This is a genomic window from Gracilibacillus phocaeensis (assembly GCF_900626275.1).
Lineage (GTDB): Bacteria > Bacillota > Bacilli > Bacillales > Amphibacillaceae > Gracilibacillus > Gracilibacillus timonensis.
On the sequence record NZ_LR131141.1, the window covers coordinates 67,422 to 93,989 of the forward strand.

Genomic DNA, 26,568 nt, shown 5'->3' on the forward strand with positions numbered 1-26,568 from the left:
GTTATGATATCATTGTCAAGATGGAGGTGATTGTCGTGGATTTACATCAATGTATCAATTTTTTATTGAGCGTATCACAGCATAAAGTATTTACCTATTTTCGAACATGTTTAGAGGAATATAACCTCACTCCCGCTCAATATGGCGTCTTAAACTGTTTGTGGACGGAGGGGAAGATTTCTCCCAAACGAATAGGAGAGTTGCTTTATCTGGAGGCACCCACGGTATCAGGTATACTGGATAAAATGCAAAAACGAGAGTTGATTGAACGGAAGGTAGACTCTCATAACCGAAGGCATGTGGTCGTAAACAGTACAGAAAAGGCAGAGCAAATCCGACATGTCGTTGAGAAGATAACGCTTGAAATGGATAAAACCGTATTGCAGAACCTAAGTGATCAGGAAAAAAACGTCTTGAAAGCAGGGTTACTTCAAATCATTCAAACGGATTTATTCGATGGGGATCCTATGTAAGCTCATAGAGATAACGGATTTCAGCGGCATGATATATGTTAAATAAAAAGGAGTTACAACATGGATATCAACCATATTTTGTTTGTAAGTGAGATGAATCCTCAAATAAAAGACATCCTGAACAGCTACCACCTGACTCAGTCGTATCGTTTTGTGACGGAAGCAGAGCTTAGTGAAACGGATTTAGATTGGGCGGATGCCTTTGTCAGCTTCCAATTAAGTGAGGATTATGATTTTAGTAAGGTGAAGTGGGTACACTCCCTTGGGGCAGGTGTGGACCATTTTTTATATAAAAAGTCATGGGATGAACAAGTATTGTTAACGAGAATGACTGGCTCGTTTGGCCAGCGGATTACGGAGTATTGTCTTAGTTATATCTTAGCAGATCTGCAGTGTCATACTCCTTTTAGTGAATTACAAGCACAAACTACATGGCAGCCAAAAGCACCAAGGCTCTTATCAGAAGCCAAGGTGCTGATCTATGGGACAGGAAAGATCGGCCAACATATTGCCAAAGTATTATCTTCTCTAGGAATGAAGGTATATGGTGTGTCCTTAAGTGGAAATAGCAAGCCGAATTTTGAGACCGTGACTTCCTTTTCTGATCATTTTTCAAAGATAACAGAAATGGATTATCTGATTAATACGTTGCCATTAACAGAAAAAACAGATCAAATCTTCAATCGCACCTTATTTCAGTATACTTCTCAACTGCTTTTTATTAATGTAGGCAGGGGAGAGTCTGTTTGTGAGAAGGATCTGCTGGAGGCGTTAACTTCCGAACATGTGCGAGGTGCCATACTGGATGTGTTTGCTCACGAACCATTGGGAGCAGATCACCCTTTTTGGCGACATCCAAAGATCAGAATGACCCCTCATATTGCAGCGATAACTACTCCGGAAGAAGCGGTGGCGTGCTTTGTTGAAACTTTGCAGCATATTGAAAACAAACACCCCCTTCCAAACAAAGTGGATATGGTAAAGGGTTATTAAGATCAAGGATCATGAATATTTGTCTGGTTGCATATCGATGATTCTCTCGCACTTATTTAATAAAAAGTATTGGGCTGTGATGGGAATTGCGGTCGCCACCAGGATTCTACCGTAGACCACGCCGATTGAAAATCTTGACCTTGCCCCATCAAATAGGCAATGGCAACGGCTTCTGTCATCGCATGGGGAACACCGAGCTGCTGAGCTTCATTTAGGCCATGCCGAACGACGGGCTCTACCGTTGCTAATACTTGTTGAGCCCCATTTCCTTGGTTCCTATTTGGCTGATTATCCATCGCAGCATGCATATTCCCTTGCTGCTGGTACTGATAATTAGGATGATACAAATGCGCCACCTCATTTATTGATATAATATTTTTAGGTAATTCACCTATTGCTTACTCTATGCGTCGTCCTTGTTGGTTGTGTTTCTTTTTTCAGAGAAGCTCTCTCTATTTTGTTAACTGTACACTCTATGCTGCTTCTTATGAGTAATCATGGATATCTTGGAAAGAATAACAGGGTATTAGTGAAAATATCAAGGAGGTAAAGCAATATGAGAGTAAAAAACAAAGTAACGTTGATAACAGGAGCTGGTTCAGGTATTGGTAAAGAAACAGCCTTGTTATTTGCGAAGGAAGGCGCTAAATTAGTTTTAACAGATGTGGCTGTAGATGCGGTGCAGGAAACGGAAAAAGAAGTAAAGGAATTAGGTGCAGAGGCAATCAGTATAAAACATGATGTGAGTAAGGAAGAAGACTGGCAGAAAGCCGTTGAGAAGGCGGTTGACCAATTCGGAACGATCGATGTTTTATTCAATAATGCCGGTATTTATATTATTAAACCAATTACAGAGCTGGAGTTAGATACATGGAATAAATTAATGGCTATTAATGTGACTGGCACTTTTTTAGGAATGAAGCATGTCCTGCCTGTCATGCAAAAGCAAAATAGTGGTTCGATTATTAATGCTTCTTCGGTAGCGGGCCTCCGAGGTGCACCAGGCCATGCCTTGTACGGCGCTAGCAAGGGAGCAGTGCGCATCATGACAAAGGATGTAGCCATGGAGGTAGCCAGGCAACAAATTCGTGTTAATTCGATTCATCCAGGGTATATTGATACACAAATGGCTGATTACGGCGCAGAACAACAAGGAACTACGACCGAAGAACTGGGTGAAGATTATCCCCTTGGTCGTTTAGGCAAGCGATCGGAGGTAGCGAAAACCGTCCTGTTCCTTGCTTCTGATGATTCGTCGTACACTACAGGAGCGGAATTTCCTGTCGATGGCGGTGCAACCAGCTCCCTTTAGTAACAACCAAATAAATTGGCAATTCTTGCTGACTTCCTTGTTTTGGAGTCAGCATTCTTAATGAGCGGATGTAAAAAACAATTAACTATTATTTATTGGTAGCATATGATATGGTAATAAAGCAGAAAAACCGAGAACAAGTTCGCATATAAGTAGATACAGTGCAAATCATGCCGTTCATTTCCTGGGAAATAACAAACATTTTGCCGGATAAAATCGTTTAGGACTCATATTTTCATTGGAATTTACTGTAGTACAGGCTTGTTTATCCTAGATGTACAATGATTAAAAGTTGTTTAATAGGGGTAAACTTTTGATGATAATAAAAGTACTGGTGACAACGGTTTATAGAACGACAGTGGGATTTCCACTTTGACTAAATAAGCGTAGAAATAAAGGGTGGGGCAATAATGAGAACAGATGCGATAACGATGGAGAGAGTGGGGCATAAAGAGCAAAAAGCAGATGCAAATGCAAACTGGAGGATAAAAGACGATCAGTTTGGTTATAAAGGCAAATTAGGGTTGGAAATACATGATGACAAGCATGTCACTTTGAGACTATGGTCTCCAAGTGCAGATCACGTAGCAGTCGTCTTGTATGATAAGGATAATCCCAAACAAATCGTGAGGGATGACATACCAATGACGCGTCTGAAACAAGGAGTTTGGCTAGTAGAATTAGATGCAGAGACATTAGGCATAAATGAGTTGATGGGTTACTTTTATCATGTTGCCATAGAACGTGAGGGAGAGAGGGTGCTCACGCTTGATCCATATGCTAAATCCATGGCTGCGTGGAATAGCAATGATCCAGATAATCATATTGGTAAGGCAGCGATTGTAGATCCCAGTGCATTAGGGCCTGAATTAATGTATGCATCTATTGAAGGATTTGAAAAACGAGAAGACGCAATTATATATGAAATCCATGTCCGTGATTTTACCTCTGATCCTTCGATTAGTGAAGAGCTGCAAGCACCATTTGGCACCTTTTGTTCTTTTATTGATAAATTGGATTATATAAAGGATTTAGGGGTCACTCATATCCAATTGTTACCGGTTATGAATTATTATTTTATCAATGAATTAGATAACAATAAGCGCATGTCCGATTGGCAAGCTGCTTATGCCAATTATAATTGGGGGTATGATCCACATAGTTATTTTTCATTATCAGGAATGTATTCCACAAACCCCGCAGATCCTGAAAAAAGAATAGCAGAATTTAAAGGTCTAATTCATGAAATCCATACAAGAGGGATGGGGGTTATGTTGGATGTCGTTTATAATCATACGGCGCAATTGCATATCCTGGAAGATTTAGAACCTCATTATTATCATTTTACGAACGCCGATGGAACAGCGCGTGAAAGCTTTGGCGGAGGACGATTAGGTACAACCCACCAAATGGCACGTCGCTTACTGCTCGATTCGATTGTTTATTGGGTAGAGGAATTTAAAATCGATGGTTTTCGTTTTGATATGATGGGAGATCATGACGCGAAAACGATTCAACTAGCCTACAATGAAGCAAAAAAACGGAATCCTCATATTGTGATGATCGGGGAAGGTTGGCTGACATATGCCGGAGACGAAGACGATGCGGATGTGCAGGCGGCCGACCAACATTGGATGCAGGATACGAACAGTGTCGGCTCATTTTCTGATGAATTCCGTAATGAGTTGAAGTCGGGTTATGGTAGTGAGGGAGAACCTCGATTTCTAACTGGTGGCGCTCGCCATATTGGAACGATCTTTCGCAATATGACAGCTAATCCTAACAACTTTCAAGTAACGAATCCAGGCGATGTTGTGTCTTATATCTCAGCACATGATAATTTAACCTTGCACGATGTGATTGCCCAATCGATAAAAAAGGATCCAAAAGATCATTCGGTAGAAATTCATCAGCGTATTCGACTAAGCAATCTGATGGTTCTGGTGGCACAAGGGACGTCATTTCTTCATGCTGGTCAGGAGTATGGTCGCACGAAGCAATTCCTACATCCAGATTTTCAAGGAATGGCAGCAGAACCGCCTTATAAGTCCACCTTTTTAACGGATGAGCAAGGGAAGCCATTTATGTACCCTTATTTTATTCACGATTCTTATAATGCCAGTGATAGGGTCAATCAATTCGACTGGGAAAAGGCAACCAATACGAAAGTCTATCCTACGGAGACCGCTACAAGAGAGTTTACCAAAGGTTTGGTTACCTTACGGCGTTCTGCGGATGCCTTTCGTCATGCTACGATCGAGATGATCCATGAAAAGGTTTCGTTGCTGGGTATAGTTGAAATAGCAGAGGAAGACCTTGTACTTGCTTTTCGCACGGAAAATAGTGATGGAAAGACCGCCTATTATGTGTTCATCAATGCGGATAATACCTCAAGAAAGTTGAGCTTATCGGAAGATTTACAAGGTGGAAAAATAATTGTTGACCAGCAGCATGCGGGTATAGATGTTATCCATAAGCCTATTGGTGTTCAATTATGGAAAGATTCTATTGAAATAGAGGCGCTGACTGCAGTCGTGATTCGTGTCACTATCGATAACTGATAGTATAAAGTGAACAACCTCTATAAGTTGAACTTATAAATGTAACAAAAATGTGTTACAAGTATGTCTTTGCTCGCATGATTTCCTGATAATACCTCGTTTGATCCATTCGTGTGAATAGTCATTCACCTGCCTTTCAGCTCTGTTGAAAGGTAGCGGTATGGTGAGATAACCCAGAGAATACATTTATTTATTCCTTGGTTATCTCACCATACCGCGTAAATGGATACAGAGCATTTATCCGATCAATGCGAAATTATTTAATTCATCTTATATCTGTGGATGTTTTTTGTATAACCAAGTATTTTTATAGGAATTATATATTTAATGATTGACAGGAGTGTTTAATCGGTATATGATGTAAGATAACAAAGACGAAAGTAGAAATATTATCGGTTGGATTAATTCCAACTTTATCTATAGGTATAATTTGATAAAGCGCATAAACAAGGAGGTTTTATCATGCTTGTTGCAGATAAAATAATCAAAGGAGCGGAACCTTTTTACTATCAAGGTGGAGAAATTGGGATTTTATTATGTCATGGTTTTATTGGTACCCCTCAGAGTATGAAATACCTTGGTCAGTCATTGCATGAAGCTGGTTATACAGTCAGTGGTTTGAGATTGGATGGGCATGGAACAAGCCCAGAAGAATTGGCTTTTTCGTCGTATACAGATTGGATGAATAATATAGTGAAGGCTTACCACGGTTTAAAAGAGGTATGCGAGACTGTCTATGTGGTTGGGCAATCGATGGGAGGCACCTTGACGTTACACTTGGCAACATTCATTCCAAATATTGATGGTATTATGTTGATTAATCCTGCTATGGATATCCCAGCATTCCAACATTATCGATTGGAAGATAAATACAGATATATTGCAGAAGGTGAACCAGATATTAAGCGACCTAATGCCTACGAGATTACCTACACTGAAACGCCGATAAATGGCTATCAACAATTATTGGGCATCATGGATGAGGTTCGTCCAAAGTTGAATACTATTTCTTGTCCGTTATTATGTATGGTTTCCTATCAGGATCACGTAGTACCGGTTGAAAATACGGATTTTATTTTGGAACGAGTGAATTCAACGTATAAGCAGAAGCAGTTGCTACCCAATTCCTACCACGTAGCCAGCTTGGATTATGACCAGGATTTAATTACTGATTCCATTAAGGAGTTTGTACGATCGCTTCAGCAATAAAATGTAGAACAGCCTCTTTTCATTCTTGGGAAGAGGCTGTAACTATTTTATCAACAATATTTATCACCTATATTTGGCAATTGAAAATACTATTCCTATATCGCAGCAGCTTTTTTCATTTGTTCGATCAAGTGCTGGCGCAATTCTTCGTCAATCAAGGTATTCCAGCTTTGTAGAAAACGGATCATAAAAAAACCATCCGACGCAACAATGTTCAAAACTAATTCATGCTGTAATCCAGAACGACCTTGTATTTTTATTTCAATGATCGAGTAATCTTCTTCCTGTGCAATAATATCACTGTATTCTACTGGATTTCCCTCAATGAATTCTTTGGTATGCTCTGTAGATGTTACATCGTAGATTTGAAAATTCATCGAAAGAGAAGAGTGATTGAGAAACGAGATATCACGATGATACGGATGAAACATGTCTGTCAATTGCTTGATATCCTTATTGATATACGCTGTTTCCAGATTTTGCACTAGTTTTTGGATTGTTTGCTCGTTTATTTTCGGTTTTCTTCTAAAAAACATTTTCCTACCCCAGTGAAACCGTTTTGTGGCTTGAATCTTAAAATAGATAAAGTATGAGTGATATCATAGAAAAACACCTGTCATTCCTACAATGATAACATCATAGTAGGATGATCAAGTGCCTTTTCATTATATCCATTCATGTTTGGATATTCTAGAAATTTATCATATGGAAACTGGTGGTAAGAGCCCACTTCAAGAAGAGAAAAGTTTGAAAATAGGAAGCAGGAGATCCAACAGCCAGTTTATATGGTAGCTGTTTATTTAGTCTGCAAAAGATCCATCTTTTTGAGCTTTTTGTTCTCATCGATTTGATGATCACAAAAGTAGAACGGCAATGATTATTCGAGCAGCCCTTCTTGCTGTAAATAGTTTTCCGCTACTGCTTTCGGGCTTTCTCCATCGACGTCTACTCGATAATTCATCTCTCGCATTTCCTCATCGGTTATCTTGCCGGCCAATTGGTTGAGAATCTCTTCCAATTCAGGGTAGTCTTCTAACGTATCGGTCCGGAGTAGCGGAGCCCCCTGATATGGTGGGAATAAGGATTGATCATCCACTAGCACCTGTAAGTTATATCTTTTGATTTCACTATCAGTTGAATAGGCATCTAACAGATTAATGTCCCCCTGTTCCACGGCCGTATAACGCAACTTTGGTTCCATCGTATCAAGGTTTGGAAAGGTAAGGTTATATATATCCTGAATGCCAATGTAACCATCCTCGCGATCAGAAAATTCCAAGGTGAATCCAGCATTTATTTGCTCCTCTAAACCATGTAAATCTGAAATGGATTCAAGATTATGTTCTTCCGCAAATGCTTCCGATACCGCTAAGGAATAGGTATTGTTATAAGCCATTGGTTCTAATAGTGTTAAATCAGCTTCTGCTAAAATGCCATCTCTTGCCTGCTGGTAGACTTCTTCCTCTTCCTTGCTATTAGCTGTTTCATTGAGGAATTCAGAAATAATTGTCCCGGTAAATTCAGGATAAATATCAATATCTCCATTTTGCAAGGCGTTGTATAAAAAGGTTGTTTTTCCAAGACTAGGTTCCAATTCAACCTGGATATCCGTCTCTTCTTCGATGAGTAATTGATACATATTTATCAGAATTTCTGGTTCTGCACCTAACTTACCGCCGATGGTTAAGGTGTCTTGATTATTTTTGATCAAACTAGGAACAATAGAGAAACTAAAGGTGACCACCACAATGATAGCAACAGTAATTAGCGTTTTTTTATAGGATAACTTCTCCATCTTTCTTAGCAAAAAATCAAAAATAACGGCCAACAGAGCAGCGGGAATAGCTCCTAATACAATGAGTGCAGAATTATTTCGATCAATGCCTAATAAAATTAAATCCCCTAATCCCCCTGCACCAATTAAGGCAGCCAAGGTTGCTGTTCCAATAATAAGCACCATTGCTGTTCGAATACCTGCCATAATTACAGGCATGGCAAGTGGCAGTTCCACCTTTTGCAACCTTTTGTATTGATTCATTCCCATTGCCATTGCGGCCTCGACCAATGATGGATCAATTTCTTTAATGCCTGTATACGTATTTCGCAGGATAGGCAGTAAGGCATAGATCACTAATGCAATAACGGCAGGCTGATAACCGATTCCGAATAAAGGAATAAATAGACCTAATAAAGCCAGTGATGGGATTGTTTGTAATACAGCCGCTATCCCGATAATACCTTCTGCTATCTTTTCTTTCTTCGTTAAATAAATGCCAAGCGGGATTGCGATAACGACAGCAAAGAATAGCGCGACGAAGGATAATTGAATATGTTCAATAAGTGCCTGCCATAGATTGCTCTGTCTGCTTTGAAATTCTTGAAGGAGATTATGCATCGGACGCCTCACCTTCCTCTAAATGCTTAGAAAAATGGGCAATCATCATTTGCCGATTAACTTGACCAATGATCTTTCCCTCTTTTTCAACTAATATCTGCTCATGCTTGGATAATGCCGCTAATATTTCTGGTAATGTGGCAGTGCTGTTGAGCTGAAAGTCGTCAGCGGTTTTATCTTGGCTATAGGTCTTTTCAACAAATGTTTCTAGCTGAAAAGGGACAGTGGCTTTCCCAGCTGATCCGACAAAATCTTTAACAAAGTCATTGGCCGGCTGGTGGATAATCTGATCAGGCTTACCGACCTGTACAATCTTGCCATTGTTCATTAAACAAATTCGATCCGCCAATTTTAGCGCTTCTTGCATATCATGGGTGACGAATACAATCGTTTTTTGAATGGTTTGTTGGAGATGGATGATATCATCTTGTAATTTTTCTCGGCTGATGGGATCTAATGCACTGAAGGGTTCATCCATCAGGATAATATCTGGATCGGCAGCTAATGCCCTGACCACTCCAACCCTTTGCTGTTCACCACCGGATAACTCGTTTGGTTTGCGGTTGCGATAAGTATCAGGTTCAAGCCCCACCATCTCTAGTAATTCATCGACTCGATCCTTGATTTCATGACTATCCCAACGTTTTAATTCTGGTACAATGGAGATATTTTCTGCAATCGTCATATGAGGAAACAAGGCGATTTGCTGCAGGACGTAGCCGATGTTCCAACGCAGCTCCTCCAATTGATATTCACTGATTTTTTGCTCATTGATAAAAAGGGTACCATCAGAAATCGGGATTAAGCGATTAATCATTTTTAAGGTGGTTGTTTTACCACAGCCACTCGGACCAATCAGTACGAAGAATTCGCCTTGGTTGATGGTGAGATCAATAGAATCAACGGCAACTGTGCCATCGGGAAATTGCTTACTAACATCTTTAAAGGTAATCATCGAGCCGAAAACCCCTCCTTTACAGTTTATCTACAATATATATTGATTCCCTTCTGGCTTGATTTCAAACGTGGTAAACGATGAGGCGGTGGAGTCGGCTTCTGCACGTTCTGCGATGCACAGGACGTGCAAGTGCAGGCGTTGTGACAATAGGTTTCGGTGGGGCGAGTAATCACAGTTCCAGGAAGGCACGGATTTAGCCTATGAACCGTGTTTGCGAGTCTCCGCATTTCTCTCCGCTAGCGGTTCAACAGTGATTATCACTGCAAGGATGAAGCGTTCTAAGTACCTAGATAGTATGGCAACAAAAAGAAACAAACCGTCCACTGATTTTTCGGCCTCATAAAGGCTCCATGCTACAAGGTAGTTCTTTCATTTATAAAAATCATAATGTATGATCGAATCGTTCTCAACAAAATATTCTGGCATGGTTATGGTGCCTAGATCCCTTCATCCTCGCAGTCCATTCGATTGACGTACTACTACCTAGCGGAACTTATTTCCGCAACGCCTATTAGCACTGACAAACAATCCACTTTACTACATGGAATAAATAGAAGGGCTAACATAATCCGTCTTATCGGTACTCTGATTAATTCAAGGTACGATGATCTAACGTAACCTATTCCCAGAGCGTTTTGCCTAACATAAAAAACGATATGCTCCTTTACATAAAGAGCACATCGCTTGCCTAATCCAGTATGACTAGAGATTGGATGTTTCATGGTTAACCGCTTCTAATAGTAAATCGACAATATGAACCGCCCGTACTTGGTCGGCCAATCCTTCGCGTTCAATGCCTAGCTTCATCTGCAATAAACAGCCAGGGTTTGCCGTGACAATGGTGGAAGCATTGCTGGCCTTGGTATAGGCCATTTTCGTATCTAAAATCTGCATGGACATCTCTGTTTCCACGATATTGTATATGCCAGCCGATCCACAGCAGCTATCAGCCTTTTCCATCTCTTGAAAATGAATACCATCAATGGCACCTAACAAAGTACGAGGAGCTTGTTCCGTTTTCATCACATTGCGTAAATGACAGGAATCTTGATAAGTGATCGTTTGTGCTGGCAAAGAGAGCGGCTGCATAAGGTGAAAATGTAAATCAACTAATATACTAGTGATATCCTTAATTTTACTAGTAAAGCGCTGTGCTCGTTCTGCCCATTCAGGATCATCTTTTAGTAAGTGGTCATAGTCAATCAGGAAGGCCCCGCAGCCACCCGCGTTAGAAATAATATAGTCCGCTTCTGTTTGCTCAAATGCTTCGATATTTCGTCTGGCCAATGCTTTAGCAGCTTCTTTTTCTCCACTATGTCCATGTAACGCCCCACAACAGCCTTGTTCCTGTGGAATAACGATCTCACAGCCAGCCCGTTTTAACAATTGCAGAGTGGCATCGTTTGTCTCCATAAACATCGTATCCATCAAACAACCAGAAAAAAAGGCTACACGTGTGACAGAAGGAATGGTCGCTTCGATAAACGTTGGGCGTTGTTTCATTTCTTTTTTTGTAGGAGCTTTTGGTAAAATTTGTTCGATAGCAGATAGACTATTTGGTAAAAGCTGATTCATTCTGGTACGTTGAAACAGGGACTGCAATCCGGAACGTTGATAGAAACTTAGAAACCCCGTTAATGATTGCATGCGGTTTTGGTGTGGAAAAAGCCCTTGAAAGGCCGTTTTCCGTAACGTTCTTATTGGCAGACTATGCTGTTTATTTTGCTGAATAATATCCCGTGATTCTTCTAATAGGTGTCCGTAATTGACGCCAGCAGGACAAACGGGTTCACAAGCTCGACAGCCTAAACACATATCTAAGGAACGTTCTACATCTTCATCGGGTTCTATTTCCCCATCGGCAACCGCCTTCATCAAGGCCAAACGACCGCGTGGGGAATGTTCCTCCTGATAGCCTGACTCGATGTAAGTAGGGCAGGCTGGTAAACAAAAGCCGCAGCGCATACAATTCATTAATTCATCTTGATCCATGCGCTCCTGAAATTGCTGTTGGATAGCTGTCCGTTCCTTTGCCGTTGTCATTTGTTCATCACCACTCTTTTTCTCATATCATTGGCAAATATCTTCCCGGGATTCATAATCTGATTGGGATCAAGCGCTTGTTTTACTGCACGCATAGCCTCAATGCCAGTCTTTCCAAGCTTTAAATGAAGATAAGGAGCTTTCATCATACCGACTCCATGTTCACCAGTTATGGTTCCGCCAAGTTCCACGGCTTTCATAAAAATCTCCTCAAAGGCCTGTTCCACTCGTTCCATTTCTTCTTGGTTGCGGCTATCCGTTAGACAAGTAGGATGCAGGTTTCCGTCGCCAGCGTGGCCAAAGGTACATATCGTTACTTCATATTTCTCTGCAATATGATTAATCGCCTTTACCATTGGTGCGATGGCAGACCGGGGGACGGTCGCATCTTCTAAAATAGTCGTGGGGTGCAGACGTGCTAAAGCGGAAAGAGCCGATCTTCTCGCTGTTCGAAGTTTGTCTGCTTCTTCTGCTGATTCAGCGATGCGCACCGAAACGGCTTGTTTTTGTTCACAAATGGTAGCCATTTTTTTGATATCTTGTTCTACAATCTCGTTTGGTCCATCTTGCTCTATTAGTAAAACAGCTTCTACATCGGTTGGTAAACCAATTTGTGCATAGTCCTCTACGACTTGTAACGTAGGCTGGTCTAGGAATTCCATCGTGACAGGGATCATTTGTTGCCGGATAATCTCAGATACACTTGCAGCAGCTGCTTCCATATCCTGATAAAGGGCCAACATCGTTTTCTTGCTAGCTGGCATAGGCACAAGCTTTAGGATTGCTTCCGTAATAATGCCTAATGTACCTTCTGAACCAACGAGTAAATGGGTAAAATCATAGCCAGCCACGTCTTTTGCTAATTTGCCACCCGTTCGCATGATGTCACCGTTTGGAAGTACCACTTCTAATCCCAGTACATAATCTTTGGTGACGCCATATTTGAGTCCGCGCAGTCCACCGGAATTTTCATTGATATTGCCACCAATGGTCGAAATCTTCATGGAACTAGGATCAGGGGGATAGAATAATCCTTTTGCTTCAGCCGCTTGAATGATTTCCTGCGTAATAACACCAGGCTGGACGGTGATGGTTAGATTGTCTTCGTCGATCTCCAACATGCGATTCAAGTGTTTAAATAGTAAGACAATGCCGCCTTCTGTTGGACAAGTACCGGCGCATAGATTGGTACCAGAGCCTCTTGGCACGATGGGAATAACGTGTTCGTTACATAACTGCACAATCGCAGTGATTTCCTGCTTGTTACGAGGTGCCACTATCGCATCAGGCATCGATTGATACTGCGGTGTGGCGTCATACGAGTAGGCCAGCTTACTCGCGGCAGAATCTTGATAGTTTTCGCTGCCTACGATGTGGATCAATTTGTCTTTGATCTCAGAGGTTATCAATTTCATCCACTCCTATTTGAAGGCTTTCTTTTTTATTATAAAGAAAATTCTCACAGAATCTATGGTGAAATAACTAAAAATTAAGCGTTTTTATGAGTGAATTTTAGATAATCCTCCAAAAAATATAAAGCGATTGAAAGTGTGATAAGGTCATGAAAGTCACGTGGATTCAACCCAGTTAGCTGTTCCATTTTTTTAAAGCGATAGTGCAGGGTATTGATGTGTATATGTAAAGATGCAGCTGTTTGTTTCAATGATTGTCCGTGATCAATAAAGGTTTGTAAACAATCGAGTAATGTCTGATCCGCAATAATTGGCTCAAGTGTGCGTCTAACTAATTCTATGCGACTTGCTTGTGTAACATCTTGTAAACACATCTCCAACTGCATGGTTTCCTCGAAAATAATCGGTTGAGCTGGATTGGTAATGCCGAGGGCACGCTCTGCCTGATGAAAGGACTGATATAGTTGATGAGCAGCAAGTGACTGGCCGACCCCAAATACAATTTCTTGCTTGTAAATTTTATAAAAATAAGCCTGAATATCTGTCAGTTTTTGTTTGATCTGTGCTGTGTTTTTATTGCCAGCTGATAAAATCAGGAATCGTTCATTACCCCAGCGCACGATGACATCTTGTGTGTGTTGGAAAAATTGGCTAATTAAGTCAGACCAGCTTTTATAGGGAAGCCATTCGTTCTCTTTTCGTTGGTAACGCCCCATAATAACCTGTCTATCACAGCTGAGGTTCACTAATAAGATGTCCGCCTGTTGGATAAAAGAAGGAGACCATGTTGTTTGATTGATCCAATCAAATACAAATATTTCAAGTGATCGTGCTTGCCATTCTGCCTGTTCTACATAATAGTTTTCTTTTACGATTAATTCGGTCATTTGGCGTAACAGTTCGCCATAGGCAGAGACCTTAGCAGGATCTCCAGTGATACCAATTACGCCGACAATTTGGTCGTTAAAAAAGATAGGAAGGTTAATCCCTGCCTTTACACCTTGCAGTTTTTTTTCATCTGCTTTTGTGATAGTGAGTGTCGATTTGTGTTGACAGGTTATGCTTGCTCCTTCATGAAAATTGCCAATTCGCTCAGCTTCTGTGCTTGCCATAATCACACCGTCAGTATCCACAATAATCAAGTCTTCGTCTAATAAATCACGCACTTTGTTCAAAATATTATTGGCTAAGGTAGAACGAATCATGGTCTATCACCTCCGTTATAATTGGGAAGAATCCGTTTTCTTTCTATTGTATCGGAAAAGTGAATTTGCTCGCAAGCTAGTATATCAATCAGATCGAAATTATGGTATGGTAAAAGAAAAAAAGAAGGGGAGAATTACCTAATGAATGAGGTAACGAAGCTAATCCAAAGATTCGAGGCCTGTAATGATTGGGTAAGTGAGTTGGAAAATTGGAGTGATGATGCCTTCTTTCAGCCTATTCAGCCAGGAAAGTGGTCAACGGCGGAAATTATCAGCCATATTACTTATTGGGACCGCTATTTGTTGGAAGAATTAATACCGCAAATGAAACAAGATGCCAAACTGACAAATCCAGCATTTGAAGTGATTAATCAGCCTGCCGCCGCTTATGCCCTATCTGGTGTGTCAAAAACACAACTGATTCATGAGCAGCTGGAGACCAGGCGATTATTAATTGCGTATCTACGTGAAAAGTCGGAAGAGGATTTCTTCGCTACATTCCATCTGAATGGGGAGGAAATTGACGTATACTCCGGCAACCCTCACTCACTATTCAATTATATCAGTGGATTTATCGGACATGATAATCATCATAAGCAGCAAATTGATGCTTTTTTAGCAAGCTGATCGCCTTAAGTCAATCCGACGTATAAGGTTCTCATTCCAGATATAAGAAAATGTCCAAGTAGTTTAGGCGGGAATAATGGACGTAATACATCTTGATAAGCTCGCTAACCACCTGAGATCCTCCGCTGATGGCAGACCATCCATTGTTTCAAAGAATAAACAATTATCTCAACTTCAAAGTTGTTTTTTGAGAAAAATATTGGGGGGAGAGACATGGATTATATCGTTCAATTCCAGATTAATATTTATGCCATTATGGTATTGATTGTTCTCTACCTGATTATAAAGTTAAAGTCTAAGGTGGAGACGTTTGGTAAGAGGCTGTTGAAACTCGTACTAATTGGCACGGCTGTCGCTATTATTGTGGAGCCGTTAACCTGGATATTTGATCGAAAAACCTTTTATGGTGCTTTTCTTTTGGAGTACGGTACTAATTTTCTATTGTTTATGCTAGGGCCTGTGCTGGCTGGATTAATGCTAGCTTATGTAGACTATCATTTATTCACCGCACCAAAACGTATTTATCGGCGTTTTTTTTATCAGCATATTAGTTTGTTAACATTTATTATTTTACTTATTAATCTCTTTTACCCTATTTATTTCTCTGTTGAACCTGTTCACAATATCTTTCACAGCGAAATGTGGAAGCCATTACATTATCTTCTGTTAGCAAGCGTATACCTCTATATGGCGTTGTTTGTATGGCGGCATCGACGAAGAACGAGACCTTATGTGATCAATATCTTCTTCATTTTTTTCATCCTTCCGATTTTAGGGATGGTAGTCCAATTGTTTGATTCGAAGTTGTATTTTTCATGGACTTCGATTGTGCTAGGTATATTGGCAGCTTACATTTTCTTAGAAACCATATCTGCAGAAGAAGATAATCTGACTAAGGTATACAATCGCCATAGTTATGAATTATATGTCCGTTATTTAATGGAAGACCGGAAACCCTTTGGTGTTATCTTATTTGATTTGGATCGATTTAAGGGAATCAATGACCGATTCGGGCATGATACCGGAGATCAGGTGTTGGTCGCTTTTGCCCAAGTCTTGCAAAAGGTGTTTGCTGCAAACGCGCTAGTGTCACGAATGGGCGGAGATGAATTTGTCGTAGTATTGCGAACAGAAGAGGAGAACATTGACAACTATATTGAAGAGGTACAAGCCTTATTAAGGAAAAGTGAGATGAACCATGTTAATGGATTAACATTTAGTTATGGGTATCAACGTTATTCCGAGGCAATAACTGCGGATGAAATGTATACATTGGTAGATAAGAAGATGTATGCATTTAAAAATAGATCAGATATTATTTGAATAATGGTCCAGTAAGAGAAATTCTATTTTACAGGATTCCTCTTACTGGACTATTATCATGAACGATATAAGTTGAACTTATAAATAGATCGTAATTGTATGAAATGACTTTAACCGGCTTATTTATCCGAACTTTTGGTTATCACTTTTATTAATTCATCAAAGTTGTAATAAATTATATAAAAACAAAAACCTCGAAATAAAAGGTGTTACAAGGTATAAAAAAAGCTTGTTTAATGGTTTAAAAATAGAAATAATACAATGAAGTTTGACTAAACATTTCTGAAAGCGTATACTTTTTTCTATTAATACATATAATTCGTAAGTAAATATAATTATTGTATTAATAAAGCATTAACAAAGGAGTGATTATTATAAAAACATAAGTAGTTGATAATATTTATGGTATGTAGGCAAATAAGATTCAGGCAATGGACGAGCATTATAGGTTCACAAAAGTATATCATTTGGAGGAATAATAATGTCAAAAAAACCAAATATTTTGTTGATATTAGCTGATGATTTAGGATTCTCAGACTTAGGGTGCTATGGAGGTGAAATAGAAACACCAAACTTAGATCAAATTGCAGGAGATGGTGTTCGATTTACTCAATTCTATAATTCGGCACGTTGTTGTCCTAGTCGTGCTTCTTTGTTGACAGGGTTGTACCCGCATCAAGCAGGTGTTGGGAAAATGGATCATGATTTAGAAACACCAGGATACCGTGGTTATTTGAAAGATCAATGTGTAACACTTGCTGAAGTGTTAGGTAGTGGAGGCTATCACACTTATCTGTCAGGAAAATGGCATGTTGGTAGGCAAGGTCCTATTAAGCGAGGTTTCGATGATTATTATGGGTTGCTTGGCGGATTTAATAGCTTTTTTGAGCAACGTCATTATGTTCGTTTGCCGGAGGGACGGACAGAGCGATCATATAGTGAGGCGGAATTCTACGCAACAGATGCTATTACAGATCATGCCTTGGATTTTCTTGAAGATTCTCGGAAAGATGATGATCCTTTTTTTCTTTATTTATCCTACAATGCTCCCCATTTTCCATTACAGGCACCTCAAGAAGAGATAAACAAATATGAAAAAGTATATAACAAAGGTTGGGATCGTCTTAGAGAAGAACGTCTAGAAAAAATGAAAGAGCTAGGTATTGTTTCTAAGGACAGTCAATTACCGGAACGAGCAGAATATTGGTCTCGAGATCGTGATATCTCAGGAAGGAACCCTGCATGGGATTCAATCGATTCTGATCGTCAAAAGGATCTAGCAAAGCGTATGGCAATCTATGCAGCAATGGTAGATCGAATGGATCAAAATATTGGTAGAGTGATAGACAATCTCCGAGAAAAGGACGAACTGGATAATACATTAATCTTATTTTGTTCTGATAATGGTGCATGTGGTGAATGGGATCCGTGGGGATTTGATAATTGGAAAACGACCTCTAATCGATTACATCGACAAGAAGACCTCGATACGATGGGAGGACCGGCCTCTTATCATAGTTACGGTTCAGGGTGGGCGAATGCCAGTAGTACGCCGCTCCAATTATATAAGCACTACAGTCACGAAGGTGGGATCAGTACACCATTAATAGCGCACTGGCCTCAAGGAATAGAGCGACATGGGGAAATAGATCATCATCCAGGACACTTTATTGATTTTATGGCTACGTTTGTGGATATATCGGGGACAACATATCCTGAACAATACAATGATCACCCTATTTTGCCAATGGAAGGGGAGAGTCTAGTACCTGCATTCCTCGGTAAGGATCAAAAAGAGCGTATCTTTTGCTTTGAACATGAGCAGCATTGTGGTGTGCGAAAAGGGAAATGGAAGCTGTCAAAGGTTAAAGAAAAAGATTGGGAACTATACGACATAGATAACGACCGTACAGAAATTCATAATCTAAAAGAGCAATATCCAGAATTAACAGAGGAAATGATTGAGATCTGGAACAAATGGGCAGAAAGAACGGATGTTTTTCCGCGAAATAAATAGAAACAGGTATATGTTCCATCATCACTGGAACCAAAAATTCAGGATTTTCTATTTTTAGTTTTGGACAACTTAATAAAAAAGGAGAATGAACTATTGAAGTTATTACGCATGTTGCTTATTTTTGGCGGAATATTGATGTTTCCAAGTATATCATTTGCTTATAGTAACCCATTTGAAGATATGCCCGATTCTTGGGAATGGGATAACGGAGATTTCTATGGTGAAGGTGACCCATATATTTTAAAGCATAATGGGACGTACTATCTTTATGCAAGTACAGTTGATGATAAAAGTGGTGTGAAGGCTTGGACCTCACAAGATTTGGTGAATTGGGAACATGCTGGCCTCGTTACAGAAGAGCCAAGTACGTTGGCGGCATATGCACCGGAAGTTACTTATTGGAATGGCGCATTCTATATGTATACGTCACCAGGTGGAAATGGTCATTATGTTTATAAGAGTGACAGTCCGTTAGGTCCTTTTGAGTTACAGACAGAAAATCTCGGTATGGGTATTGATGGTCATATATTTATTGATGACGATGGCCAGTGGTATTTTTACGGTACTGGCCAAGGTTATATTACTGCCCATGAAATGGAAGATCCTTATACATTTGGACCAGCAATAAATACGGGTGCAGAAATGAATGGCTGGACGGAAGGAGCAACGGTATTCAAAAGACATGGAAAATATTATATGACATACACTGGTAATCATGTCTGGAGCAATGCCTATCGAATTAACTATGCTACTAGTAATTCACCAACCAATCAATTTGAAGGGAGCATTCAGAATCCATTATTAATTAATTCGGAAGGCTCAAATGTTGGGCTAGGTCATAATTCCATCATAAGGGGCCCAAATCTTGACTCGGAGTTTATCGTCTACCATAGTCATGCCAAACCAGGGAGATTTATTAATATCGACCGGCTTGGCTGGAATGGCGATAAAATGGTTGCGCTAGGGCCAACTACCTCAGAACAACCTAATCCGCAATTACCTGATTTTAGTGACCGTTTTGAACGAGATGATATAGGTTCCGAATGGACGGCAATTAATAATGGAGAATGGTCGATTGTCAATGAGGGTGGCTCATATGCAATGGAACAAACTGCAATTGATGGTGATTCATGGTCTCGTCAGGTCACAACGCATGAGACAGCAGCGAATTATACAGCTGAATTCAATGTCCACATGGTGGAAGAAGGAGATAACACTACATCCCGTTTTGGCGCAGTATTCTCATATCAAGATGAAGATAATTATGGCGTTGCCGTGTTAAATCCGGATGAAAATCGTTTGGAAACCATGTTTCGTATCGATGGTGTAGATATAGAATGGGAGTCTTCCTCACTACCTGAAGACTTTGATTATACCGCACTACACAATATAAGAGTAGAAAAAGAAAATGAAGAATTTAAGATCTATGTAGATGATATGCATAAACAAACGAGAGAGGTTCAAGACTTAGCTGGTGGAAAAATAGGATACACAACAGTGGATGTTCACGCCGCTTTTGGTTATATAGCAACGAGTAATCAGGTGAATGGTAGTAATATATTTGATGTACACAAACCTTTGCCAGGCTCCATTGAGGCCGTTCATTATAACACCGGTGGTGAAGGGAAGGGATATCATATCACAAGTAATCAAGTGTTGGATACCTATCGACAAGATGCTGTTAACATTGTCACTAACCCTGAAGGTGGTCTAAGTGTGCATTCTCTTAGACAAGAAGAGTGGCTTAAGTATAATGTTAATATCACTGAAGAAGCTACTTACGATTTTACGATGAGAGTGGCAACGCCTGAAAAGGATGCAAAAGTAAGGTTGTGGTTAGATGATGATATCGATTTAACTGGTGTGATAACTATCCCACATACCGGCGGAGGAGAACAGTGGCAAAACATGATGTTGGATACACTCTCACTACCTGATGGAGAACATTCTATTAAAATAGAAGTAATGGAAGGTGAAGTAAATCTAGCCAGCTTTGATGTAGACAAACATGAACCTGTATCTATGCTGTTCGATGATTTTAATGATGGCGTAGATACTGGCTGGGATAGGTATGAAGGTTCCTGGAGGGTTGATACCAATAAAGATTCTGACAGTGGTTTCGATGTCTACAAGCCGATTCCTGGATCGATAGAAGCGGTACATTACCGGACTGGTGGCGAAGGCGTAGCATATCATGATCGAACAACAGAAAATATTGGTGGTGAACTCAGAGCGGATGCAGTAGATATTAGGGAAAAACCACAAGGAGGTTATGCTGTAGGGTGGAATCAAACGGATGAATGGTTAACGTATAATGTAGACGTGCAAGAGAGTGGATTATATAATGTGGAGTTGGAATTGGCTACAACATTTTCTGATGCTGAAGTAAGATTATGGTTAGACGATGAGACTGATTTAACTGGTGCAGTAGATGTTCCTAATACTGGTGATTGGAATAATTGGGAGACACTTACCATGGAGGGTATAGAGCTTCCAGAAGGTGAACATACCTTGAAATTAGAGATTGTTACCGGAGAGTTTGATATGTCTACACTTACTTTTCGAGCGTTCGATGTGCACAAACCTTTACCTGGATTGCTTGAAGCGGTTGATTTTAATTTAGGCGGTGAGGGAATTGCCTATCATGATAAAACCGAGACCAATACCGGTGGAGAATTTAGAGAAGAAGGGGTAGACATCCAAAAAAACCCTGAAGGTGGATTTGCCGTCACTGATTTTGAAAAGGACGAGTGGATCAATTATAACGTGAATGTTGCAGAAGCTGGTAAATATGATTTGGATTTGATCACTAAAAGCGCAAATGAAAATACACAAGTAAAGGTATTGTTAAATGACGAAAAAGCATTAACCGGTGCTGTTGAGATTCCTGTGACGGAAAATGATAATTGGAAACGGGTATCTGTTAAAGACTTAGAATTACCAGCAGGCAAGCATACTGTCAAAATAAAAGTTATTTCTGGTGCGTTTGCTTTCTCAAAAATGATTTTTCATACCTTTGATCAATCCCACGCTTTACCTGGAAAAGTAATGGCGGTGGATTACATGACAGGTGGAGAAGGTGTTGCTTACCATGATCAAACAATTGAAAATGTCGGCGGGAAATATCGGTATGGTGGGGTAGACATTCGTAATCATCCTGATGGAACCTTTAACATTGGCTGGAATCAAACAGGAGAATGGTATCAATACAAAGTAGATGTAGAAGAAGCTCATGAATACGTATTAGACTTAAAGGTTGCTAACGATGTACAAGGCAGTCAAGCCAGAATTTGGTTAGATGACGAGGTAGATCTCACAGGCATTATCGATATCCCGCAAACAGGTGGATTAGATAATTGGACAAGCGTCATAAAGGAAAAGGTATCATTACCTGCTGGTGAACATACGATTAAAGTAGAAACCGTCAACGGTGAATTTGATTTTCATAGCTTTAGTTTTCACAATAGTGATGATTTTGAAGTAGAGGAACCAGAGGGAGTATATCGTTCAGGAGCAGGTACATTTGCGAAGTCGATAACTGGTGAGCATGGTTGGAACAATTATATCGTGGAGACAGATATGAAAATTGTTGATGGAAAAGGCGATGGCGGGATTTTGTTTAGGGCCAATAATCCAGGGCATGGCACGGAGCTTAATCATAATAGTGCGGATATGTTACAGGGCTATGTAGCGTATATAAATAATGATGGTGTACATCTGGGCAAATTAAATTATGATTGGACTTATTTGGAAGGTGCTGATTTGACAGAACCTATTGATGAATGGCAACATATAAAGGTTGATATTAATGGAGCCAATATCAAGGTTTATGTTGGCGATATGAATAATCCCAAAATTGATTATACTGACCACAGTATCACAGCCTTTACTCACGGAAAAGTAGGTGTTCGCAGCTTTTATAGTGATACAAAATATGATAATTTTCTTGTCAGGCCTTACCCAGATTACGAATCAACAAAGGGATTATTGGAGAAGTTCCATGATGAAGGTGACATCGATAAGTCCCTTTACAAATTACTTCTAAATAACCTCAAACAAGCAGAAAAGCATCAAGATAAAGGAAAAGATAAGCAAGCGATAAAACAGCTAAAGAATATGATCAAACACGTAACCAAACAGAAGGAAAACGGAAAAATCTCTGACTTTGCCTATTCAATTATGCACGATAGTGTACGTCAGATGATAGAAAACAAATAATCTACTAAATAAATGAAGGGCTTATCTGTTCAGATCGATAAGTCCTTTTTCTTAAGTAAAGAAAGTCTACTAATCCTTGGAATAATAGGACTTGGAATGATGTTAATCTGGAATGAATCACGATACCGATAAGTTGGATGATGTAATGTAAAAGTACGTTTTACGGAACGTTAATCCTATTCATGAAATTGCTTAAAATAAGATGAAGAACAAACTATAAAAGACAAGTGAATACCTCGACATGTTATTCCTCTGACGTTTGATGTTTTTTGTATTGATTTGGAGACATACCATAAAATTTCTTAAACGCTCTGGAAAAAGAATATAAGTCCGAATAGCCTAGAGTTAACGCTATTTCCGTTATCGTATGTGAATCATCCGTTATTAATTCTATTGCTTTTTCCATTCTTAGTTTATAAATATATTTACTAGGTGTTATACCTGTTTTTTTGGCGTAGGCAGTAGTAAAGTAAGATCGGTTAATATCAATATATTTTGCTACATCGGCAACGGTAATGTTCTCAGCAAAATGCATATTCATGTAATCTTCCCCTTTTTCAAGCCAATTTGAAGGAGAAGAGGTTGATAGATTTAAACGAATGGACTGTTGATATAATTGGTGGAAAAGTTTATAGATAATACTAATAAATAATAAATCATCGGGTTCATCCGTGTCTTGGAAGTAATCAGACAGCTCTTCTATGGTACTGGCAATGGCGTCATTTAAAATGCCGTTCAAATAGGAAGAATATTGTGTCAACCCCGTTCTATTTAGTAAGGGAAGTGCTTGTTTTCCATCAAAAGCTAACCAAAACATCTTTAACTTATGTTTAGGATTAGTTGAGTAATGATGTGTTTGATTAGGAAAAAGACAAAATAAATCCCCTTTGTTAATCGTTGTTTCTATATTATTCTGCTGGAACGTCCCTTCTCCCTCTAAAACAAAATGAATACTGAAATAGGTAATCAATCTTGGTCCCATTTTATAATTGGATTTAGCTTTATTATGCCCGGCTCTAATTGGCCAAAGTCCACCCGATTTAAGTAAGGGGGTCGGGTTATAATACCAATGTTCAGCAAATTCATGAGAAAATTCCTTCAAATTTTCCACCACCAATATTGATTTCTTATTTTTAAAGGTAACACAGTGACTACTTATCGAACTATAATTCTTTCTGATTATAGCAAATGCGAAAATAGATAAGCAAGAGGCAATAGCAAAATGTGCGTCAACATAGTTTTCTTTTTACGATTTGGGAGAGCAATAATAAAGACAAATGACAAGTAACAATTTGTTAAATCAAAACTAACAAATGGACATTTTTAAATTTTTATCTGTGTGTAAAATAGAAGATATAAACAAATCATTTCTCGCCAATATGAGTGGAAATGATGGACCTAAAAAGTAAGCCTTTTCAATGCGTGAAGTATTTTAAAACATGGAATTATTAGAGAAACGAAAATAAGTATCTTAGGATTCAAAATCAGAAAGATATGAGAGAAGTTGAGGGAACAGGAATGGAGAATAAGAAAACAAATATTTTGATGATAACGACAGATCAACAACACTGGAATACGATTCAGGCATTAGGTAATGAAGCTATTCACACTCCTAATTTAGATCGATTGGCAGCAGAAGGTACGGCATTCGATAGGGCATATGTATCCAACCCGGTATGTTCTCCCAGCCGTTCTTCCATCATCACTGGCGAATACCCATCCAGACATGGGTGTTGGAATATCGGCGTTGAATTAGATGAAAATCGGTCTACTTTTGGTCATCAGCTGCAGAAAAGTGGTTATGCAACTGGACTATTTGGCAAAGCACATTTCAAACCAGTTTTAAAAGAAGGAAGTTTCGAAGCACCACCACATATTCATGATCGTGAATTTTGGAAAAAATGGGATGGACCTTATTATGGTTTTGAGCAAGTGGCAATGCTTCATGGACATGCAGATGAAGATTCTTCTCATGGTATGCATTATGGGGCATGGTTGGCGGAACAGGGGATTGATCCCCAACAATATTTTGGGCCTGGAGGCGGTTATCGTGAAGGATCATGGGAGTTACCAGAGGAATATCATTATACACGTTGGACTGCAGATAAAACCATTGACTTTCTCGACAAACAAGATAATATACAGCCTTTTATGGCATGGTGCAGTTTCCAAGATCCACATAATGCGTTTCTATGTCCCGAACCTTGGAACAGCATGTATGATCCAGAACAACTACCATTGTTTATAGAGAAAGAGGGGGAGATGCTTGATAAGCCTATGCTTCACCGATATCTCTCTGAAGATCGGATGGATGAAATGGATATTGAAGTAACTGCCGACCCAGGTCATGATACAGGTGGTTTACAATGTTTGGGTCATACGAATAAGAAGATCGGATATGAACGAGCTAGAAAATGGTTAGCTTCTTATTACGGTATGATTAGTTTAATAGACTACCATATTGGAAGAGTTTTGAATAAATTAGATGAACTCGGAATGGCAGATAATACAATGGTTGTTTTTACTTCAGATCACGGTGATTACGCAGGAAATCATGGTTTATGGTTGAAAGGTCCTATTCATTATGATGATATTCTACGTGTCCCCTTTCTTGTAAGATGGAAGAACAAGGTTCCAGCAGGAAAGCGAACATCGTCATTGATTAGTCTAGTAGACTTGGCACCAACGTTTTTAGAACTGGCCGGTCTGGAAAAGACAGACACGATGCAAGGGGTAAGTCAGCTACATACGATGAGACACCCTGATGAGTCAAGCCGAGAATGGTGTTTAGTTGAAAATCGAGCAGAACCTAACTTTTATGTAAAAACATTGATTATGGATCAGTATAAACTAAATTATTATTTAGAACGAGAGGAAGGGGAGCTATATGATCTGACGGAGGATCCACGAGAATTTATAAATCTTTTTGATGATCCCCAATATAAAGATATGAAGCTGAAAATGTTGATGAGAATAATAGATATTTATGGTGAATTAGAAAAACCGATTCCACCCAGACAAAGCTTTGCATAGAGAGTTTAGAAACCCAACATGGATTGATGAATGAAAGCATGCCAATATAAGTGGATGGGGGGAATGTGCAATGATGATAGAAAATGGTTTTATGGCAGGTCTTTATCGTCTGAGTGAATGGATAATGAGGCTGGCATATGTAAACATATTATGGTTGTTGTTTATCGTTGTAGGCGGCATTATTTTTGGGATGGGACCTGCAACTGCTGGCTTATTTGCGGTGACTAGAAAAATGGTTATGGGTGCAGACGAAATTTCTGTATTTCATATATTTTGGGGTACCTATCGAAAAGATTTTAAAAGGTCTAATATTGTATTTTTAATAATCGTCAGCATGGGTGTATTATTATATATGGACCATCGTTTTTTTCAATTGCAAGAAGGATTTATTATTTATCTACTAAGATATTTCATTCTAGGGCTTTTTCTCGTATATTTTCTTGTTTTATTATTCATTTTCCCCTTATTTGTTCACTATCAAATGAAGATTATTCATTACTTTAGAAGTGCTGTCATATTTGTGATTATGCAACCCTTGGTTACCATATTGATGGTGTTAAGCTGTTATGTTATTTATGAAATGTTCCTATTTCTACCTGGCCTGATCCCTTTCTTTGGCGGAAGCCTATTTAGTTATCTTTTAATGAGATTAGCCTATATGTCATTTAGAAAAATGGAAGCTAGGAAAGAAAATCAAAGACAGGTGGTAGAGGAAGCATAACTTTATCAAGGCATCAGAAAATGACTATCTAGTTTGGTTTAATAAGAAAGATTCTAACTGTACTTCAT

The 26,568-nt window shown here is 39.3% G+C and carries 19 protein-coding genes; 11 read left to right on the forward strand and 8 right to left on the reverse strand.

All coding sequences use genetic code 11. From position 1 onward, the window contains the following. Positions 1-35: 35 nt before the first annotated feature. Together E0E32_RS00855 and E0E32_RS00860 are read left to right on the forward strand one after the other, a co-directional pair. Positions 36-473: a MarR family winged helix-turn-helix transcriptional regulator gene (locus E0E32_RS00855; RefSeq protein ID WP_066186765.1), complete on the forward strand. Its 438-nt coding sequence runs from the start codon at positions 36-38 to the stop codon at positions 471-473. Positions 474-533: 60 nt separating this feature from the next. Continuing rightward, positions 534-1,466 (forward strand): D-2-hydroxyacid dehydrogenase, encoded by a 933-nt coding sequence (locus E0E32_RS00860; protein ID WP_130858672.1) that lies wholly within the window; start codon positions 534-536, stop codon positions 1,464-1,466. A 56-nt stretch (positions 1,467-1,522) separates the two neighbouring features. On the opposite strand, the gene E0E32_RS00865 is transcribed toward E0E32_RS00860, so the two are convergent. Further along, positions 1,523-1,813, reverse strand: coding sequence for a hypothetical protein (locus tag E0E32_RS00865; protein ID WP_235817439.1), 291 nt, complete (start codon positions 1,811-1,813; stop codon positions 1,523-1,525). Positions 1,814-2,022: 209 nt separating this feature from the next. Between E0E32_RS00865 and E0E32_RS00870 the strand changes: the two genes are divergently transcribed. From E0E32_RS00870 to E0E32_RS00880, 3 genes are all read left to right on the forward strand, one after another. Beyond that, a complete protein-coding gene (locus E0E32_RS00870) occupies positions 2,023-2,778 on the forward strand; it encodes an SDR family NAD(P)-dependent oxidoreductase (RefSeq protein WP_066186770.1) in 756 nt (251 codons plus the stop codon). 410 nt (positions 2,779-3,188) lie between these two features. Next, complete coding sequence (locus tag E0E32_RS00875; RefSeq protein WP_130858673.1) at positions 3,189-5,339, forward strand: pullulanase; 2,151 nt, start codon at positions 3,189-3,191, stop codon at positions 5,337-5,339. A gap of 462 nt (positions 5,340-5,801) precedes the next feature. Further along, entirely contained in the window at positions 5,802-6,548 is a 747-nt protein-coding gene (locus E0E32_RS00880) for an alpha/beta hydrolase (RefSeq protein ID WP_130858674.1), read from the forward strand. Between the two features lie 95 nt (positions 6,549-6,643). Here the strand turns inward: E0E32_RS00880 and E0E32_RS00885 are convergent, their stop codons facing one another. The 6 genes from E0E32_RS00885 to E0E32_RS00910 form a co-directional block, all read right to left on the reverse strand. After that, complete coding sequence (locus E0E32_RS00885) at positions 6,644-7,084, reverse strand: hypothetical protein (protein ID WP_130858675.1); 441 nt, start codon at positions 7,082-7,084, stop codon at positions 6,644-6,646. A gap of 341 nt (positions 7,085-7,425) precedes the next feature. After that, positions 7,426-8,943 (reverse strand): ABC transporter permease/substrate-binding protein, encoded by a 1,518-nt coding sequence (locus tag E0E32_RS00890; protein WP_130858676.1) that lies wholly within the window; start codon positions 8,941-8,943, stop codon positions 7,426-7,428. Continuing rightward, positions 8,936-9,898, reverse strand: coding sequence for an ABC transporter ATP-binding protein (locus tag E0E32_RS00895; RefSeq protein ID WP_130858677.1), 963 nt, complete (start codon positions 9,896-9,898; stop codon positions 8,936-8,938). The genes E0E32_RS00890 and E0E32_RS00895 overlap by 8 nt, the downstream gene beginning before the upstream one ends. 705 nt (positions 9,899-10,603) lie before the next feature. Further along, complete coding sequence (locus E0E32_RS00900; RefSeq protein WP_130858678.1) at positions 10,604-11,944, reverse strand: (Fe-S)-binding protein; 1,341 nt, start codon at positions 11,942-11,944, stop codon at positions 10,604-10,606. Then, the gene (glcD, locus tag E0E32_RS00905; RefSeq protein WP_130858679.1) at positions 11,941-13,353 is read right to left on the reverse strand and encodes a glycolate oxidase subunit GlcD; all 1,413 of its coding nucleotides are present in this window, start codon (positions 13,351-13,353) and stop codon (positions 11,941-11,943) included. Before glcD ends, E0E32_RS00900 begins: the two co-directional genes overlap by 4 nt. Before the next feature lie 80 nt (positions 13,354-13,433). Then, complete coding sequence (locus E0E32_RS00910) at positions 13,434-14,561, reverse strand: CdaR family transcriptional regulator (RefSeq protein WP_130858680.1); 1,128 nt, start codon at positions 14,559-14,561, stop codon at positions 13,434-13,436. A gap of 141 nt (positions 14,562-14,702) precedes the next feature. Between E0E32_RS00910 and E0E32_RS00915 the strand changes: the two genes are divergently transcribed. The 4 genes from E0E32_RS00915 to E0E32_RS00930 all read left to right on the forward strand — a co-directional run bounded on the left by E0E32_RS00915 (position 14,703) and on the right by E0E32_RS00930 (position 22,746). Next, positions 14,703-15,188 carry a DinB family protein gene (locus E0E32_RS00915; protein WP_130858681.1) on the forward strand — a complete coding sequence of 162 codons (486 nt, stop codon included), beginning with the start codon at positions 14,703-14,705 and terminating at the stop codon, positions 15,186-15,188. Positions 15,189-15,401: 213 nt separating this feature from the next. Next, complete coding sequence (locus E0E32_RS00920; protein WP_130858682.1) at positions 15,402-16,511, forward strand: GGDEF domain-containing protein; 1,110 nt, start codon at positions 15,402-15,404, stop codon at positions 16,509-16,511. A 481-nt stretch (positions 16,512-16,992) separates the two neighbouring features. After that, on the forward strand, positions 16,993-18,528 hold the full coding sequence (locus E0E32_RS00925; protein WP_066186796.1) for an arylsulfatase: 1,536 nt from the start codon (positions 16,993-16,995) through the stop codon (positions 18,526-18,528). 93 nt (positions 18,529-18,621) lie between these two features. Beyond that, positions 18,622-22,746, forward strand: a complete 4,125-nt coding sequence (locus E0E32_RS00930; protein ID WP_130858683.1) for a carbohydrate-binding protein — start codon at positions 18,622-18,624, stop codon at positions 22,744-22,746. Between the two features lie 244 nt (positions 22,747-22,990). Here E0E32_RS00930 and E0E32_RS00935 read toward each other — a convergent pair whose 3' ends face one another. Next, positions 22,991-23,848, reverse strand: coding sequence for an AraC family transcriptional regulator (locus tag E0E32_RS00935; RefSeq protein ID WP_130858684.1), 858 nt, complete (start codon positions 23,846-23,848; stop codon positions 22,991-22,993). A gap of 392 nt (positions 23,849-24,240) precedes the next feature. Between E0E32_RS00935 and E0E32_RS00940 the strand changes: the two genes are divergently transcribed. Next, positions 24,241-25,779, forward strand: coding sequence for a sulfatase family protein (locus tag E0E32_RS00940; RefSeq protein ID WP_130858685.1), 1,539 nt, complete (start codon positions 24,241-24,243; stop codon positions 25,777-25,779). A 70-nt stretch (positions 25,780-25,849) separates the two neighbouring features. Continuing rightward, positions 25,850-26,500 (forward strand): YesL family protein, encoded by a 651-nt coding sequence (locus tag E0E32_RS00945; RefSeq protein WP_130858686.1) that lies wholly within the window; start codon positions 25,850-25,852, stop codon positions 26,498-26,500. Positions 26,501-26,568 lie beyond the last annotated feature (68 nt).